Source organism: Pseudomonas sp. GW821-FHT09A09, from assembly GCF_059418405.1.
Window position 1 is genome coordinate 1 of record NZ_JBWKPU010000010.1, and the last position, 16,514, is coordinate 16,514.

The window sequence follows — 16,514 nt, forward strand, 5'->3', positions numbered from 1 at the left end:
CCCCCCCCCCCCCCCCCCCCCCCCCCCCCCCCCCCCCCCCCCCCCCCCCCCCCCCCCCCCCCCCCCCACCCCCCCCCACTACAGAGGTTATTGGGGTTTGTAGGGGGTGAGACTTTTTACCGCAAGGCTCCAGGTCCAACCACGTTGCAGGCCGGCGGCGGCGAAGAGAATTGCCGCCACACCCAGCCATTGCAGCCAGCCCAGGCGGTGCCCGAAGGCAAACCAGTCGACAAAAATTGCCGCTATCGGGTAGATGAACGACAGGGCTCCGGTCAACGCCGTCGGCAGTTTCTGGATCGCGCCGTAGAGCAACACATACATCAAGCCGGTGTGCACCATTCCCAGGGTGACCATCGCCGCCCAGGCATCGGGGGCAGCCGGCAGGCTGTTCCAGGGCACCAAGGGGGCGAGCAGCACGGCCCCGGTTGCCACCTGGATCAACGCCATCAAATGCGGCGGCACCTCCTTCAAACGCTTGATGATCAACGCGGCAATCGCGTACAAAAACGCCGCGCCCAACGCCAGCGCGATCCCCGCCAGATAATCTCCGCCACTCTGCTGCTCGCCATGGGCGGTCACGATCGCCAGCATGCCGAGGAACGCCACGCTCAACCACGCCAGCTTCAACACGGTGATCTTTTCACCGAGAAACACCGCCGCCAGCAGCACCAACATGAACGGCTGCACGTTGTACACCGCCGTACTGATGGCGATGGACGCATGGGAGTAGGACTCGAACAGCAGCAACCAATTGCCCACAATGGCCACGCCACTGAGCACCGCCAGCCCGACCTTGACCCAACTGAGCAGGTCCAGGCGCAGGTAACCGAGCACGGCGCACACCAGCAGCAGCGTCAGCCCGCCGATCACGCAGCGCCAGAACACCACTTCAATTACCGACACGCCCGACACCAGCACAAACCAACCAATGGTGCCGGAGATCAGCATGGCGGCGATCATTTCCCACGAACCGCGACGGATAGATGTGTCCACGATGGAAGCTCCTCAAGTGAGGCTCAATTATGGCAATCTGCTCAGCAGCGCCTCCAGCGACTAAAAAAGGCAAACCCTTCGATTCACCTTTTCTTATTAGGCGGGCACCATGCTTGACACCATCGACCAGCAACTGATCGCCGCCCTGATGGACGATTCGCGATTATCCCTCAAGGCCTTGGCCGGCATTACCGGGCTGTCTTCGCCCAGCGTCGGGGAACGCCTGCGCCGCCTTGAAGAACGCGGCGTACTGACCCACTACACGGTCGACATCGACCCCAAGCACTTCGGTTACCTGCTGCAGGCCATCGTGCGCATCCGCCCACTGCCCGGCCAATTGCAGGAGGTGGAACGCCAGATCCAGGCGATCCCGGAGTTCACCGAGTGCGACAAGGTCACCGGCGACGACTGCTTCATCGCGCGCCTGCACGTGCGCACCATGGAGCAACTGGACACCCTGCTCGACCGCCTCAACCACTACGCCGAAACCAACACGGCCATCGTCAAGAAGACCCCGGTGAAACGACGTTTGCCCCCGCTGGCGCATTGATGATTTTGAGTCACTTGCGCAGTGACTGGATCGCTATTCTGTCAACAGTCGACGGTCTTTATGCTGGGCTCCACTCATTGGAACCACAGGTGTAAAGCTCATGTACGTGATTACCGGCATTACAGGCAAAGTCGGCGGCGCCCTGGCACGCAATCTCCTCAAGGCGGGCCAACTCGTTCGCGCAGTGATTCGCGATGAGGCCAAGGCGGCTTATTGGGCGGATCTGGGTTGTGAAGTGGCATTTGCCCGGATGGAAGATGCCCAGGCACTGAGCGCCGCCTTCAAAGGCGCGACCGGTGTGTTCATCCTGCCGCCACCAGGGTTTGACCCGCTGCCCGGCTTCCCGGAAGCCCGTGCGGTGATCGCCGCCGTGAGCCAGGCATTGCAGGCCGCTGCGCCGAAGAAGGTGCTGTGCTTGTCCACCATTGGCGCCCAGGCCGAGCAGGTCAACCTGCTGACCCAGCGCACGTTGATGGAGCAGGCGCTCGGTGCGCTAGACCTGCCGGTGACCTTCCTGCGCCCGGGCTGGTTCATGGAAAACGCGGCTTACGATGTGATCACGGCCCGTGAAACCGGGATGATCCACAGCTTCCTGCAACCCTTGGACAAGGCCGTGCCGATGATTGCCACGGCGGATATCGGTGTACTCGCGGCGCAACTGCTGCAGCAGGACTGGTCCGGGAAGCGAGTGGTGGAATTGGAGGGGCAATGGGTCAGCCCCAACGATATTGCCCAAACGCTGGCGCAGATACTCGACCGTGACGTACGCGCTGAAGTGGTTGAGCGTGATACCTGGGAAACCCTGCTGCGCTCGCAAGGCGCGCAAAACCCGTTGCCACGCATGCGCATGGTGGACGGTTTCAACGAAGGCTGGATCTGTTTCGAGCATGAACATGTGATCAAAGGCAGCACACCGCTGCTGACGGTATTGCGTGAGCTGGCCCGCTAAAACCACCACCGGTTGGCCGGCGATTGCGGTGGGTCCGCTTGCATCTTCGCTGACAGACATTCCGCCATCGCTGGCAAGCCAGCTCCTACAGTTCGGTGCGTGAACGGCTCAATTAAAACTCTGTAGGAGCTGGCTTGCCGGCGATGGCGGTGGTCCAGCCGACTCATTGGGTGGCTGATCTGACGCTATCGCCGGCAAGCCGGCTCCTACAGTTTGGTCTGTGTGGTTTATTCGTGCAGTGTTTTGGCGGCGGCGAGCAAGCCTTGGAACTGGTGGTAGCGGGCCGACAACACTGCGTATTGCGCAGTATCCGGCACGTACCGCGCCTTCACGGGCATTCCCGCTTGCAACAGATCCGCGCCCTGCCCGATGGCCAGGAAGCCCAGTTTCGCCGCACCGATGCACGCGCTCAGTTCACTGCCGTGCAGGGTGAAGATCTCCCGCTGCAGGATATTGGCCAGCAATTGCGCCCAATATTCACTGCGTGCGCCGCCGCCCACCAGGGCGCAAGCGCGGACGTCGGCCCCTGCCGATTGCACCGCGCGCAACGCATCCAGTAAACCAAACCCCACCCCCTCCATCACCGCATAACCCAGCATCGCGGGCGTGCAGTCATGGCCCAGGTTCATGAACCCGCCACGCAACAAAGGATCATTGTGCGGCGTGCGCTCCCCCGCAAGGTAAGGCAAAAACAGTGGCGTGGACGCAGGCACCGCTTGGCCCATTGGCAGTTGCGCCTGGACCTGTACCAGCAGCGCCTGTTCATCGGGCATGCCGGTCAACCGTGTTACCCAGCGCAAGCAACTGGCACCCGCCAGCATCGCGCCCATGGTGTACCAGCGGTCTGGCAGCGCATGGCAAAAACTGTGCACGGCACTCGACGGGTTACCGGCCGCATGATCGGTGATCGCAACAATCGCCGCGCTGGTGCCCAGGGTGATGAAACCATCGCCGGCATTGATCGCACCGATGCCGACGGCGGCCACTGGGTTGTCGCCGCCACCGCCTGCAATCACCACCTGCGTCGACAACCCCAGCTCGGGGGCAGTCAATTGCGCACTCGCAGCACCGCCTTCGATCAACCGTGGCATCTGCTCCGGGGCCAGGCCCGTCGCTCGCACCATGGGGGAGAACCATTGGCGGTTCGCCACGTCCAGCCATAACGTGCCCGCCGCATCGGACATCTCGCTGATCCGCTCGCCCGTCAGGCGCAAACGCAAGTAGTCCTTAGGCGACAGCACGCAGTCAATCGCCGCGAACAGCTGCGGCTCATGCCGTTGCAGCCACAGCAGTTTCGGCGCCGTCAGCCCGGCCATGGGCAGGCTACCGGTGACATCGGCAAAGCCCGGGCCCAGTTGTTCGGCCTCGGCCACGGCGCGGGCGTCGTCCCACAAAATTGCCGGGTACAACACCCGGTTATCGTCCCCCAGCAACACCGCACCATGCATCTGGCCCGACAGGCCGATGCAGGCCACGCGAGCAAACGCTGCATGGGCACGCAGTTGCTCCAGGGCCAGCAGGCACGCTTGCCACCAATCCTCCGGATCTTGCTCGGACCAGCCGCTGTGGCGCCGCGACACGCTCAGGCGCGCGCCGGCATGGGCCAATACGCGGCCATCAAGGTCCATCAAAATAGCCTTGAGTTCCGAGGTGCCGAGGTCTATGCCGAGGGAAACGGGTGTGCTCATACGCGTATCATTCCAATCCAGTACAGCCACATGAATGCCTCAGTTGCAGGGTCGGTGCCAGGCGCAGGCTCTGGGTCGGCGCGTCGGGTGAGGCCATGCGTTGCAGCAGCAGATGCACCGCGCGGGTGCCCAGGGCCTGCACCGGCTGGGCAATCAGCGTCAGGCGCGGCACGAAGAAATCCGCCCAGTCAAAATCGTCGAAGCCCACCAGGGCCATTTGCCCTGGTACCTCGATGTGCGCATCCCGCAAAGCGTGCATCGCACCGAGGGTCATCAGGTTGTTGCCGGCCATGATCGCCGTGGGCGGTGCCTCCAGGGCCAGCAAGTGTGCGGTGGCGGCCCGAGCCGGCTCGCTGCTGGAGCCGCCGTTGACCAGCAACTGCGGATCAAACGCCAGGCCGGCCGCGTGCAAGGCTTGGCGGTAGCCGGCCACGCGTTCATCGGTGGTGCCCAGCCCAGCACGCCCGGCAATGAAGCCGATGCGTCGATGGCCGTGTTCAATCAGATGGCTGACCAGCGCTTGGGTGGACTCGGTGTTCTCCACGCCGATCTGATCAAACTGCTCGCTCATCATGCGGTCCACCAGCACCGTCGGCACCTCGTTGGCCTGCAAGTATTCCAAGGCCCGGGAACCGGTCGACGGTGCCAGCAAGATCCCGTCGACCCGCCGATGATGCAGCGCCGTGACCACCCGTAGCTCCTGCTCCGGGTCGTCGTGGGGGTCGACAAACAACATCATGTAACCGTGCCGCGCGCATTCGGTTTCGATCGCATGCACGGTTTCGCTGAAGTAATGGTTGGACAGCGCCGAGATCGCCACGCCAATCGTGCTGGTGCTTGAACGGGCCAGCGAGCGCGCCAGGGTGTTGGGGATGTAACCCAGTTCCTGGATCGCGCGCTGGACCGCCTGCACGGTGGCCGGGCTGACTTTGCGGGTGCCGTTCAACACATGGGACACCGTCGACGTCGACACCCCCGCCCTGCTTGCCACGTCATCCATGGTGACCACGACGCTGCTACCCCGCTCAGTGAATCAATGTTTACTCGACCAGCCGCTGTACGTACCGACGTTGTCGCGGGTGATCAGTTTTGGCGTGAGTAGGGTAACCGCTTCGGCCGGCGCCTTGTCATTCAGAATGTCATTGCCTACGTTCACGGCGGTCTGCGCCATGGCCCACGGGTCCTGGCTGGCGGAGGCCTGAATCTGCGTTTGGGTCTTCAGCGCGTTTTCAATGTCCGGCGCACCGTCCACCGAGGTGATGAGGATGCCGCTGCGTTTAAGCTGTTTGGCCGCCAGGTCACTGCCGATGGCTTGCGGGTCGTTGATCGCGAACAAGCCGTCGATTTTCGGGAAGCGCGTGAGGTAACCCTGCATCACGTTCAGGCCGCCTTCGCGGGAGCCTTTGCCGTCCTGGTCATCGGACAGCACCTTGATATCTGGCGCACTGGCCAGGGCGGCTTTGCAACCTTTCACGCGGTCGGTCACGGCGGTGACTTGCGGGCCGTTCTGGATGATCACGTTGCCCTTGCCCGAGAGCTTGTCCACCAGGAACTGGCAGGCCAACTTGCCGGCTTCGACGTTGTCGGTCTGCACCGTGGCGTTCACGCCCTTGGCGTCCACGTCCACCGCCACCACCACAATCCCCGCGTCACGGGCTTTCTTGATCGCCGACGCCATGGCCGACGGGTCCACCGCGTTGAGCAGGATCAGATCAACCTTGGACGAAATGAAGTTGTCGATCTGCGAGAACTGCTTGCTCAGGTCATAGTCCGCCGACACCGAGGTGACCTTGACGTTGGGGTTCAGCTCCTTGGCTCGTGCGGTTGCGCCATCGGCCAGGGTTACGAAATACGGGTTGCCCAGCGAGCCCATACTGATACCCAGGGCCTTGAGTTCGCGGGCGTCTACGGCCTGGGACATCAGGGCAGCCAAGGCGACAACGGGAAAGATGCGTTTTAGGTTCATACCGGTCTCTCTTGTGATTGTTAGGGGAGTCGATTCAGGTCCGCGCACCGGACTGGCGATAGCGATCCAGCGCCACCGCGCCAATGATCACGATGCCCTTGATGATGTACTGCCAGATGTCCGACACCCCCAGCAGCACCAGGCCGTTGGTGAGCACCGCGATGATCAGGGCACCGATCAGCGTGCCGCCGATGGTGCCGACGCCACCGGTAAAACTGGTGCCGCCCAGGATGACCGCAGCAATTGCATCCAGCTCATAGGACTGGCCCAATTGCAGGCCGTTGGCGGCGAACAGGCGCGAGGCGCTCATCACCGCGCCCAGCCCGGCCAGGGCGCCGGACATGGCGTAGACGAACAGCAGCACTTTCCACACTTTGATCCCCGACAGCCGCGCCGCTTCCGGGTTACCACCCACCGAGTAGATCTGCACACCCATCACGGTACGGCGCAGGATGAACCACGACAGCACCACCACGGCCACAGCGATGACCACCAGCCACGGCACGCCGAGGATCGAGTCGTTGCCAATAAAGGCAAACGGCAGGTCGGGGTTGAACACGGTTTTGTCGTCGGCCAGCAGGCGCGCAAGGCCGCGCATGGCGGTCAGCGCGCCGAGGGTGACAATGAACGGCGGCAGGCGCATGAACGCGATCAGTCCGCCATTGACCAGGCCCAGCAACAGGCCGAAGCCGATACCCGCAGCAATCCCGAACATGCCGAACTGCGGCGACAGCGATACCTGCAGCGCCACCACAGCGGACGCCGCCAGGATCGCACCGACAGACAAGTCGATACCTGCCGTGAGGATCACAAAGGTCATGCCCGCCGCCAGCACCACATTGACCGAGGCCTGCTGGGTGATGATCGACAGGTTCTGCACGGTCATGAAGTTCTCGCTGGCCAGGGCGAACCCCACCAGCAACAGGACCAGCACCGGCAACATGCCCACCGTGCGCATCAGTTCACGTGCGCGCTCTGCCTTACCTGTTGGAGCAATGTTCAACTCAGCCATGGGCAACCACCTGATCGCCACCGGTGGCGAGGTCAATAATGCGTTCCTGGGAAATGGCGTGGCCCGATGCCCCGCCGACTTCGGCCACCAACTGGCCTTCGCGCATCACCAGCACGCGGTCGCAGGTGCCGATGATTTCCGGCAGCTCGCTGGAGATCACCACGATGCCCACGCCGGCCAGCGCCAGTTGATTGATGATGCGGTAGATCTCGGACTTGGAGCCGATGTCCACGCCACGGGTGGGCTCGTCGAGGATCAACACGTGAGGCTTGACCTCCAGCAAGCGCGCCAACAGCACCTTTTGCTGATTGCCGCCCGACAAGGCGCCGACGTTGACCTTGCCCGACGCCACACGAATCGACAGTGACTGGATCGCATCCCTGGAGCGCTGCGCCGCGTGCTGGCGGTCGAGCACGCCACCGGCATGGGCATCCGGCACACAGGCGCAGACGTTGATGTTGTCGGCCACGCTCATGTCGAGGAACAGGCCCTGGGCCTTGCGGTCCTCGGTGAGGTACACCACGCCTGCGCGGATTGCGTCGGCCGGGGTGCGCAGTTGGGTGACGGTCTTGCCCACCACTTCCAGGGTGCCGCTGGTGCGTGGGTCGGCGGCGAAGATCAGCCGCGCCAGCTCGGTGCGCCCTGCCCCGACCAAACCAGCGATGCCCAGCACTTCACCGGCGTGCAGGTCAAAACTGCAGTGGCGCACGCGCTTGCCGTCGGCCATGTCGCGCACGCGCATCACCACGTCTCCGGGGTTGTAGGCGGCGTGTTCCTTCTTGTAGAAACCTGACAGGTCGCGCCCCACCATCATTTTCACCAGCACCTCGGCCGACAGCGCGTCGCGGGTCAACTCGCCAATGTACTGGCCGTCACGCAGCACCGAAACGCGGTCGGACAACTCATAGATTTCGGCCATGCGATGGCTGATATAGATGATCGCCAGGCCCTGGCTGCGCAGTTGCTTGATCAGCGCAAACAGGCGGTCGGTCTCGCGGGAGGACAGCGGCGTGGTGGGTTCGTCCATCACCAGGATCCTGGCGTTGCCATGCAAGGCACGGGCGATTTCCACCAACTGGCGTTCGGCGATCGACAGGCTGCTGACCGGCGTCGACGGTTTGAACTCGGCGCCCAGGCGTTGCAGCACCTCTACGCAACCGGCCTGCATGCCTTTGCGGTCGATGGTCCAGCCACGGCGCAGTTCACGGCCCAGGTAGATATTCTCGGCCACGCTGAGGTTGGGGCACAGGCTCAGTTCCTGGTAGATGACGGCGATGCCGTGGGTCTTGGCGCTGGCGGGGTCGAAGGTGGCGACGGGCTGGCCGTCGATGCGGATCTGACCACCGGGGTCAGCCTGGTAGGCGCCGGAAAGGATTTTCATCAGCGTGGATTTGCCGGCGCCGTTCTCCCCCATCAAGGCGTGGATTTCGCCGGGGTAGACCTTCAGGCCGACTGACTTGAGCACCCGCACACCGTTGAAGGTTTTGCTGATGCCCTGCATCTCAAGCAAGGGTTCAAGGCTCATGAATGAGCTCCTGGTTTTATTATTTTTGTTGTCGAGTGCTGCCGACTCTATGCCAGTTACATTTCCTTACGCAAGCGCTTGCGTGTGCCGTTTATCGTTTGATTAAACGTTTCATCAAAACGTTATTGGCGTTACCCGTTAAATGTCGCCGAGGATGAAACCGCTTCGCTCAGGCACTTGATCAGCCCCCGGTGGGTCTCGCTCAGTCGCGTGCCCGCGCTGATCAGCGCGAGTTCCGACGGCGGCACAGGTGGCAGTTCTGTACACACCCGATGACTGGGCAGTACGGCGCTGACGGGCAGGATGCTGATACCGAGACCCGACGTCACCGCCGCCTGGATACCCGTGAGACTGTGGCTGCCAAACGCCACGCGCCAACTGCGTCGCGCCTTGTCCAATGTGCGAATGGCGCGTTGGCGGTAGATGCAACCTTGGGGAAACAGCGCTAGCGGCAGAGTTTCGGCGTGCAAATCCTGGCCATCGCCACACACCCACACCAGAGGCTCCGGCCAGCTGGCATGGCACTCGCCGCTGCCGACTTCGCGCTTGACCAAGGCAATGTCGATCTCGCCCGCTTCCAGTTGCCGGCGCAGGTCGGTACTCATGCCGCTGACTGTTTCCAGTCGCGCTTGCGGGCGTGCACGAACAAATCCGGAGAGGATCGAGGCCATGCGCGTCGCGTCGAAGTCCTCCGGCACGCCTAACCTGACGGGCACCACTTTGGCTTCGGTATTCAACGCATCTCGCGCTTCGAGGGACAGGTTCAACAGGCGGCGGGCGTAATGGGTCAGCAACTCGCCCTGTTCGGTAGGGCTGACGTGCTGGCCAGAGCGATCACGCACCAGCAACACGTGCCCAACGCTCTCTTCCAGCTTGCGAATCTGCTGGCTGACCGTGGATTGAGTGCGGTGCACCCGCTCGGCGGCGCGAGTGAAGCTGCCTTCGTCCACGACACAGACCAGGGTTTGCAGCAGTTCCAGATCAAACATGGCGGCGGCCTTCATATCGACTATTCAACTGTGATGCAGAGGTTAATTTAATTTCCAACTGACAGCCACGCTTTCTATGCTGTCTCCATCACTCACGACGCAACAGGTGAACCCCATGCCGCTCGAACACTCCCCTCGCCCGCTCTGGCTGACCTTTGACTGCTACGGCACATTGATCCAATGGGATGAAGGCCTGCGCGCCGCCGTCGACCGGATCCTGGAGGCCAAGGGCGACCACCAGGTGGACCGCGAGACCCTGATCAGCGTCTACGACCACCACGAACACGCGCTGGAACAAACGCCGCCCCATCGCAGCTTCCGCACCTTGGCCGGGCTGAGTCTGCAGTTGGCGCTCAAAGAACTGGGCCTGAGCGCCAGCCCTGACGATGCCGTGATCCTGACCGACAGCATCGGTGCCATGCCGCCGTTCCCCGAGGTGCTGGGCACGCTCAAGCAGTTAAAGCAGCAGGGTTACAAACTGTGCATCGTCTCCAATACCGACGATGACGTGATTGCCGGCAATGTCGCGCAGTTGGGTGGGTATATCGACCGCGTAATCACCGCGCAGCAGGCGGGAGCCTACAAGCCGGATCGCCGCTTGTTCGACCATGCCCATGCGCAACTTGGGGTGAGCCTCGACCAGGTGGTGCACATCTGCGCCAGCCCGCATTTGGACCACGCCGCCGCGCGGGATATCGGCTTTCGCTGCGTGTGGATCGACCGTGGCACCGGCCGGCAACTGCTCGCCGACTACACGCCGGACGCAACCCTGCCAACCCTCGACGGCGTGCCCGAGCTGTTCAAGTCCCTGGGGTGGTAAGCCATGGCCCACACGTTCACACCCTCCTCGCTCGGCCCCCACGCCGGGCGCTTCAACCTCGACACGGTTGCCGCCATCGAAGCCCGGGTAGAGCTCGCCGCCTGCCTGCAATTGGCGGCGCTGCATGGCCTGGAAGAAGGCATCTGCAACCACTTTTCGGCCACGGTGCCGGGGCATGACGGGTTGTTCTTCGTCAACCCGTTCGGCTATGCCTTCGAGGAAATCACCGCTTCGCATCTGTTGGTGTGTGATTACGCCGGCAACGTGATTGATGGCGACGGTACGCCGGAAGCCACTGCGTTCTACATCCACGCCCAACTGCACCAGCAGCAGCCACGCATCAAGGCAGCGTTCCATACCCATATGCCCAATGCCACTGCGCTGTGCCTGCTGCAAGGCCCACCGCTACTGTGGCTGGGGCAGACTGCGTTGAAGTTCTACGGGCGCACGGCGGTGGATGAGCACTACAACGGCCTGGCCCTGGACAACCGTGAAGGCCAGCGCATTGCAGCGGAATTGGGCGACGCCGACGTATTGTTCCTCAAAAACCACGGCGTGATGGTAACCGCGCCCAACATCGCCGAAGCCTGGGATGACTTGTATTACCTGGAACGTGCCGCCCAGGTACAACTCAAGGCCATGGCCTGCGGCGGGGTGCTAAAACCGATCGATCCACAGGTGGCAAAGTTGGCCTCCTCACAGATGCGCGAAGGTGACCCGGCCAGCGCGCGGGCCCACCTGGACAGTGCGATGCGCCGATTGAAGTTGCGCGGTTCGCATTTTGATCGATAGGTGCGAGCCCGCCCCAATGAAAACGCCGCATCCTGTCAGACAGAATGCGGCATCGGGTTTCAGGCCGTGGGCTTGAGGGGCCTACTTCATTGAGCATTGGCCTTGGCCGCATCGTTGATGATTGCCACCACTCGCGCGGGGTTGGAGACCATCACCACGTGGGAGGCGCCTTTGATGTCGATGGTTTCCTTGGAGCCGGCACGGTCCGCCATGAATTTAAGCGCAGCCTCGGGAATATTTTTGTCGGCTGAACCGTATATGAAGTAGGACGGCAGTTTTTTCCACGCCGGATCACCCGATGGTTCCTTCAGTGCGGCCTCGGTAATCGGACGCTGACCGGCAGCCATCAGTTGTGCGTCCTTCGGCGCAACGTCGGCGGCGAACTGGCTGTTGAACTTGTCCTGCTGGATATACAGGTCGGTCACGCCGTCCCCGGACACCACCGGTTTGTCCAGGGTCGGCCCCAGGGTGCCGCCCGGATAGCGGCCAGACAGTTCAAAGGCGGTCTCGCCCTTTTCCGGGGCGAAGGCGGCGACATACACCAGGGCCTTGACCTTGTCGCTGCCGTGTACGGCATTAGTGATCACCGAACCACCGTAGGAATGGCCAACCAGGATCACCGGACCGGGGGTGTGTTCGACGATATCGGCCACATAGTCAGAGTCGGTCTTCACGCTGCGCAGCGGGTTGGCCACAGCAACCACCGGATAACCTTCGGCCTTGAGCCCGGCGATCACGCCGTTCCAGCTGGAGGCGTCCGCGAAGGCGCCATGCACCAGCACCACGGTGGCTTTCTGGGTATCGGCGAAGCTGGCAGAGGCAGCGCCAAGGGCGAGTGCGCCGGTGAACAGGGCGGCGGCAACACGGGAGAACTTGAAGGTTTTCATGGGCATTTGCTCCGTTGGGTTAGGCGCTCAAGGCGTTGAACGTGGAGCCATGATGCCGAAACCGAATTTACAAATGGAGGCTATTAGTCGACGATATGGCGCAGATCGTCTAAACAGATTATTTACACTCAGGTGAGTCATGGATCGTTTGTCCACCCTGCTCGTGCACTTCGGCATCGGTGCCGATACCTTCCACAGTGGCCCGCTGCGCGGCGCCATCGACACCCGGGACCTGCAGCAACGCGGCCGGGTTTACCTGCTCAAGGAAGGCCAGGCCACCCTGGACATGCCCGACGGGCCGTTGCGCATTCCCAAGCCCAGCCTGGTGCTGGTGCCCCGCCCGCTGCCTCATCGGCTACTGGCGAGCGCGGAGGACGGCGCCCAGGTGGTTGCCGCCTCATTGCGCTTCGACGGCGGCCTGGACAACCCGTTGTCAGTAGCCTTGACCGACACCATCGTCATGCCCCTCGACCAGATTCCGATGATTGCCGGCACCCTCGACTGGTTGTTCAGCGAAGCCTTCGCCGAGCATTGTGGCCGCGAAGCGGTGATGAACCGCCTGTTCGAATTGATGGTGATCCAGTTCCTGCGCCATATGATGGCCGAGCACAGCATGACCACAGGGATGATGTCGGGCCTGGCCGACCTGCGCCTGGCGCGGGCCATGACCTTGCTGCACAACCATCCGGAACGCCCGTGGACCGTGCAGGAAATGGCCGTGGAGTCGAACATGTCCCGCGCCAGCTTCGCCGCGTACTTTCACAAAGTCGTCGGCCAGACCCCGGCCGACTATGTGCTGAGCTGGCGCGTTAGCCTGGCGCAGAAACGCCTGCGCGAAGGCCGGCCCATCGCGCTGATTGCCGATGAAGTGGGCTATGAAAGCCCATCGGCGCTGGCCAGGGCGTTTCGACGCAAGATCGGCACCAGCCCGCGGGAGTGGGTGCAGCAGCAGTGATTTCAAGGACTTGGCGCACCAGACCGATGCATTGCACAGCTAGAGAATCAGATACTGCGGGGGCACGTCGCCCTTCACATAAAATACCTCCTGCTCGTTGAGCTGAACTTTATCGATAGCCTGGAGCAAGGTCGCCTTGGTTATTTTCCCTTCCCTCACCAGGCGCTCCCCATCTTTAAGGATGATATCGGGCACGGTTCGAAACGCGGAGGGGTCTTGGGTGGTGTCCACAGTGTAAACCGGCACTTTGTTGTTGTTGGTGGAGTACTGCCTGGCGAAACTTTCTGCCTTCATCTCACGGGTACTGAAGGACATGACCTCGCCATTGCTGCCGCCCTGGCGTGCCGTGTGTTTGATAATTGCCGCCAGGTAGTCATCACCCGACGTTGTTGTGCCTGCGGCACGACGCAGGCCGGTAACAGATGGATTTTCGGTCCCGGTGTGAGCCCGATAGATCCTGGCAGGTACGGGAAAATCCTCAGCCTGGAGTTGAGCGACAGACGTGATCCCGGGCGCTGCCCCAGGCGTCTCGTTACGCTGTTTCAGCAGGTCCTCCAGGAAACCCGTCGAGTCTCCGCCGCTGGCAGATGCCTGCGGCGCGGCCGATTTTGAACTGCTGCCACCGCCGCCACTGACACCTCTGCGTACCCAGCCCCCCGTATTGTCTGGCTTGGCAATGATGCCGCTGCTGACCAATCGGGTCGGATCATTCGGGTCCTTGACTCGCAGCAGGTAGTGCTCACCATCGCCCGCATCCGGCGTCTCAGCTGCGAAGTAACGATTTTCTCCCTGGAACGAAACGCTTCTGAAACCCGGGTATTGGGGCGTTGCAGAAGGGGCTGCCGGTGAGGGCTCCTCAACCTCAGTGACAGGCGTATTTTCAGTCGGCGTGTTCACTTCAGCCGTCTTGGAACCCGGCAATGATCCTGCGGGTTTACCGGGCGACCCAGGCATCGGCAGGTTTTTCCTGGCCGGACTGTCCGGTTTCAAGCCCAGCGCATCGCCCAGGTCGCGAACTTCCTGGTCCGTCATCGGCTCATTGCGAATAGCCTTCGTCAATAGCGTCGCGAGCCCCCGGGCTTGACCATAAACGGGTACAAAGCCCTGGGCGACGTCACCCACGCCCTTGAGCACGCCGTCCATGGTCGGCTTATCGACACCGAATACGTTGCCGATCTGGTTGTTTTTGTTCAGGTCCAACAGGAGTGCGCTGAAAGGGTTATCGAAGTAGCGTTCAACGGTATCAGCGGTATTTTGGTTGACGCCGAACACCTGCAACGCTTCACCCAAGCCGGAAAATGGGTGCTCAAGGTGATTGAGCAGCTCATCGTAGAACCCGCGAATATCATTGGCACCCACGTTGTCGAGGGACTGATTGGTAACCTTTTGCTTGAACGCTTGTTCCGAAAGAGGCACCAGCGGCCGGCCGCTGTTCACGCCGTTGTTCAAGAAATAGAAATTGCCCTTGTCACCATCTCCCAGCAAATTTCCGTAGGCGTCAAACTGGAAATAGACTTTTTCACCGTCCGGCCGCAGGCCGGAATACAGCACACGCCCCTCTGGCGACTCACGCTCGGTTTTGAGCTTGCTCAACCCATTGACCGACACCGGAGGCGCCGATGCACCTGTGTCCAGACGACCAAAGATGTCACTGTGTTCATTGGCAAAGGGCCCGACCACGGCATTGATGTCGTTGTTTTTGAACTGGGCCATCGTGTCGAGGACGCTTTGCGTCCTGCCTGGGTATCCGCTTTCTGCGAAGTGCTTGGCAAACGCGCTCAAGCGTTGGGGATCACCCGCGAGGGCTTTCAACCAGGTGTTCATTTCCTCGCGCGTATTGAAGGAGTGAAAGGAAGCACCGTCTTTCTCTGGTACATACAGCACAATATTCGGGCCATCGGAATTCGGTGGTACACGCTGTATGAAGAGAATGTCGTTCGCCTGGATGCCATTGACCGCGAATGTCTTGACCTGCACTTTGGGCAAGGTCGCTTTACCCGGGTACAACACGGCATCGACCATGGCATTGGCATCAGGCGCGAGGCGGCCGTTGTTCAGGTCGCTTGTCACGCGCTCGCTGAACGCGGCCTTGTGATCACTGTACACGTGCGGATCAGCGTTTTTTTGCGACCGTTTTTCCCGCACTGAGACACTGTTTGCCGTAGCGCTGGATTGGCTGAAGGATGTGATGAGCATAAATGGCCAAGGTAAAGGAGTGGGTTGTCGGCGCGGGAATAATCCATGGCCGTTGTCCTCCCTTGTGTGATCCTGACGTACGAATTTGTTCCAGCGCTTCTCAATTCCGAATATGTCCAGCCTCGCCTACGACTACGGGTCCAGCACTCCGCCGCTGTAGCTGTCGGACAGGCGCGTACCGGTGAACTTCGCTACCACCGCCCCCTGCGCCACCAGGCGTTCACGGTGACGGGTCACCATGCGCCCCGCTTGTACGGCGTGCAGGATCACTTCGGAATGGGCGTCGCCAGGACGCCCGATTATCCGTGCGAAGCACTCGCCCTCTTGCACCTGATCGCCGAGGTTTTTCTCGAACACCAGCACCCCGGCGCAGAGCGCCAGAGCGGTTTCCATACACCCCATGTCGACCACTTCGCCTTGCCACTCGGCGATGACAGCCACTTCATCGATCACACCATTGATGCACAACCATGCCCAGATTCCGTCGGCGTCCTGCTTGGCCAGCACGTCGCTGACATCCGCCTGGCCGCGCAACTCGACAGTGGCGGCCAAGCGCGGCGTTCCGTGGTGAATGATGGCTTCTTCAAACGCGCCATCGCCGCCCTCGTCCCACACGATCACCACCTCGGCCTGCAGCGCCGCCGCCAACGCCAGACCTTGTTCCGGCCAGAAGCTGCGGTGGATATACAGGTACGGCAGCGCTTCATCGTCGGTGTGCAGGTCCAGCACCAGGTCGGCGTCCTGCGCCAGTTGCACCAGGTTTTTTTGCCACTGCGCGAAGTTGTTGGCCGGGCGTGCCTGGGCCAGCGAATGGTCGAAGCCACGGTTGAAATTCTGCCCGGTGGCCTCGTGAAAACGCCCGAGCAATTTGCCCTGGCGAAACTGACCGATGCCAAACGGATTGGCTTGCGGCACCACCGTCACGGTGCCGCGCAAACGCCCTTGGTCCTGGCACGCCTGCAAACGTGGCAGCAGTTGGTGCAACACCAACATCCCGGCGATCTCATCGGCATGCACGCCCGCTTGCAGGTGCACCCGGGGGCCACTGCCATCGCCTTCGAACCGCCAGGCGCCGATGTGCAACGGGTTGCCGGCGTCGCCGGTCACTTGCCACGAAAGGTCTTTTGCCATGCCTTGCCCTCCTCTGATGATTTAAACGGTAGAGATTGAACAGATGTTCAACTAACCTTGA

15 protein-coding genes are annotated in these 16,514 nt (G+C 61.9%); 5 read left to right on the forward strand and 10 right to left on the reverse strand.

The window, feature by feature from the left end; all coding sequences use genetic code 11:
• Window positions 1–87 precede the first annotated feature (87 nt).
• Window positions 88–993 (reverse strand): DMT family transporter, encoded by a 906-nt coding sequence (locus AC07OV_RS10715; protein WP_495092195.1) that lies wholly within the window; start codon window positions 991–993, stop codon window positions 88–90.
• Between the two features lie 109 nt (window positions 994–1,102).
• Between AC07OV_RS10715 and AC07OV_RS10720 the strand changes: the two genes are divergently transcribed.
• The gene (locus tag AC07OV_RS10720) at window positions 1,103–1,543 is read left to right on the forward strand and encodes an Lrp/AsnC family transcriptional regulator (RefSeq protein WP_176996152.1); all 441 of its coding nucleotides are present in this window, start codon (window positions 1,103–1,105) and stop codon (window positions 1,541–1,543) included.
• Window positions 1,544–1,643: 100 nt separating this feature from the next.
• On the forward strand, window positions 1,644–2,492 hold the full coding sequence (locus AC07OV_RS10725; RefSeq protein ID WP_495092196.1) for an NmrA family NAD(P)-binding protein: 849 nt from the start codon (window positions 1,644–1,646) through the stop codon (window positions 2,490–2,492).
• Between the two features lie 227 nt (window positions 2,493–2,719).
• Here the strand turns inward: AC07OV_RS10725 and xylB are convergent, their stop codons facing one another.
• The 6 genes from xylB to AC07OV_RS10755 all read right to left on the reverse strand — a co-directional run bounded on the left by xylB (window position 2,720) and on the right by AC07OV_RS10755 (window position 9,672).
• Entirely contained in the window at window positions 2,720–4,180 is a 1,461-nt protein-coding gene (gene xylB, locus AC07OV_RS10730) for a xylulokinase (protein WP_495092197.1), read from the reverse strand.
• A 7-nt stretch (window positions 4,181–4,187) separates the two neighbouring features.
• Window positions 4,188–5,189 carry a LacI family DNA-binding transcriptional regulator gene (locus AC07OV_RS10735; protein WP_495092198.1) on the reverse strand — a complete coding sequence of 334 codons (1,002 nt, stop codon included), beginning with the start codon at window positions 5,187–5,189 and terminating at the stop codon, window positions 4,188–4,190.
• A gap of 24 nt (window positions 5,190–5,213) precedes the next feature.
• Window positions 5,214–6,146 carry an ABC transporter substrate-binding protein gene (locus AC07OV_RS10740; protein ID WP_495092199.1) on the reverse strand — a complete coding sequence of 311 codons (933 nt, stop codon included), beginning with the start codon at window positions 6,144–6,146 and terminating at the stop codon, window positions 5,214–5,216.
• Window positions 6,147–6,180: 34 nt separating this feature from the next.
• On the reverse strand, window positions 6,181–7,158 hold the full coding sequence (locus AC07OV_RS10745) for an ABC transporter permease subunit (protein ID WP_176998280.1): 978 nt from the start codon (window positions 7,156–7,158) through the stop codon (window positions 6,181–6,183).
• Window positions 7,151–8,683 (reverse strand): sugar ABC transporter ATP-binding protein, encoded by a 1,533-nt coding sequence (locus AC07OV_RS10750; protein ID WP_495092200.1) that lies wholly within the window; start codon window positions 8,681–8,683, stop codon window positions 7,151–7,153. The genes AC07OV_RS10745 and AC07OV_RS10750 overlap by 8 nt, the downstream gene beginning before the upstream one ends.
• Window positions 8,684–8,814: 131 nt before the next feature.
• On the reverse strand, window positions 8,815–9,672 hold the full coding sequence (locus AC07OV_RS10755; RefSeq protein ID WP_494998674.1) for a LysR family transcriptional regulator: 858 nt from the start codon (window positions 9,670–9,672) through the stop codon (window positions 8,815–8,817).
• 115 nt (window positions 9,673–9,787) lie between these two features.
• On the opposite strand from AC07OV_RS10755, the gene AC07OV_RS10760 reads away from it, so the two are divergent.
• Entirely contained in the window at window positions 9,788–10,492 is a 705-nt protein-coding gene (locus AC07OV_RS10760; protein ID WP_495092201.1) for a haloacid dehalogenase type II, read from the forward strand.
• A gap of 3 nt (window positions 10,493–10,495) precedes the next feature.
• A complete protein-coding gene (locus AC07OV_RS10765; RefSeq protein ID WP_176998286.1) occupies window positions 10,496–11,284 on the forward strand; it encodes an aldolase in 789 nt (262 codons plus the stop codon).
• An 86-nt stretch (window positions 11,285–11,370) separates the two neighbouring features.
• Here the strand turns inward: AC07OV_RS10765 and AC07OV_RS10770 are convergent, their stop codons facing one another.
• The gene (locus tag AC07OV_RS10770) at window positions 11,371–12,171 is read right to left on the reverse strand and encodes an alpha/beta fold hydrolase (RefSeq protein WP_176998287.1); all 801 of its coding nucleotides are present in this window, start codon (window positions 12,169–12,171) and stop codon (window positions 11,371–11,373) included.
• Between the two features lie 139 nt (window positions 12,172–12,310).
• On the opposite strand from AC07OV_RS10770, the gene AC07OV_RS10775 reads away from it, so the two are divergent.
• Window positions 12,311–13,126, forward strand: a complete 816-nt coding sequence (locus tag AC07OV_RS10775; RefSeq protein WP_176998288.1) for an AraC family transcriptional regulator — start codon at window positions 12,311–12,313, stop codon at window positions 13,124–13,126.
• A gap of 39 nt (window positions 13,127–13,165) precedes the next feature.
• Here the strand turns inward: AC07OV_RS10775 and AC07OV_RS10780 are convergent, their stop codons facing one another.
• Both AC07OV_RS10780 and AC07OV_RS10785 read right to left on the reverse strand, forming a co-directional pair.
• Entirely contained in the window at window positions 13,166–15,322 is a 2,157-nt protein-coding gene (locus tag AC07OV_RS10780) for a dermonecrotic toxin domain-containing protein (RefSeq protein WP_495092202.1), read from the reverse strand.
• 132 nt (window positions 15,323–15,454) lie between these two features.
• Complete coding sequence (locus tag AC07OV_RS10785; protein WP_495092203.1) at window positions 15,455–16,453, reverse strand: M14 family metallopeptidase; 999 nt, start codon at window positions 16,451–16,453, stop codon at window positions 15,455–15,457.
• Window positions 16,454–16,514: the final 61 nt, after the last annotated feature.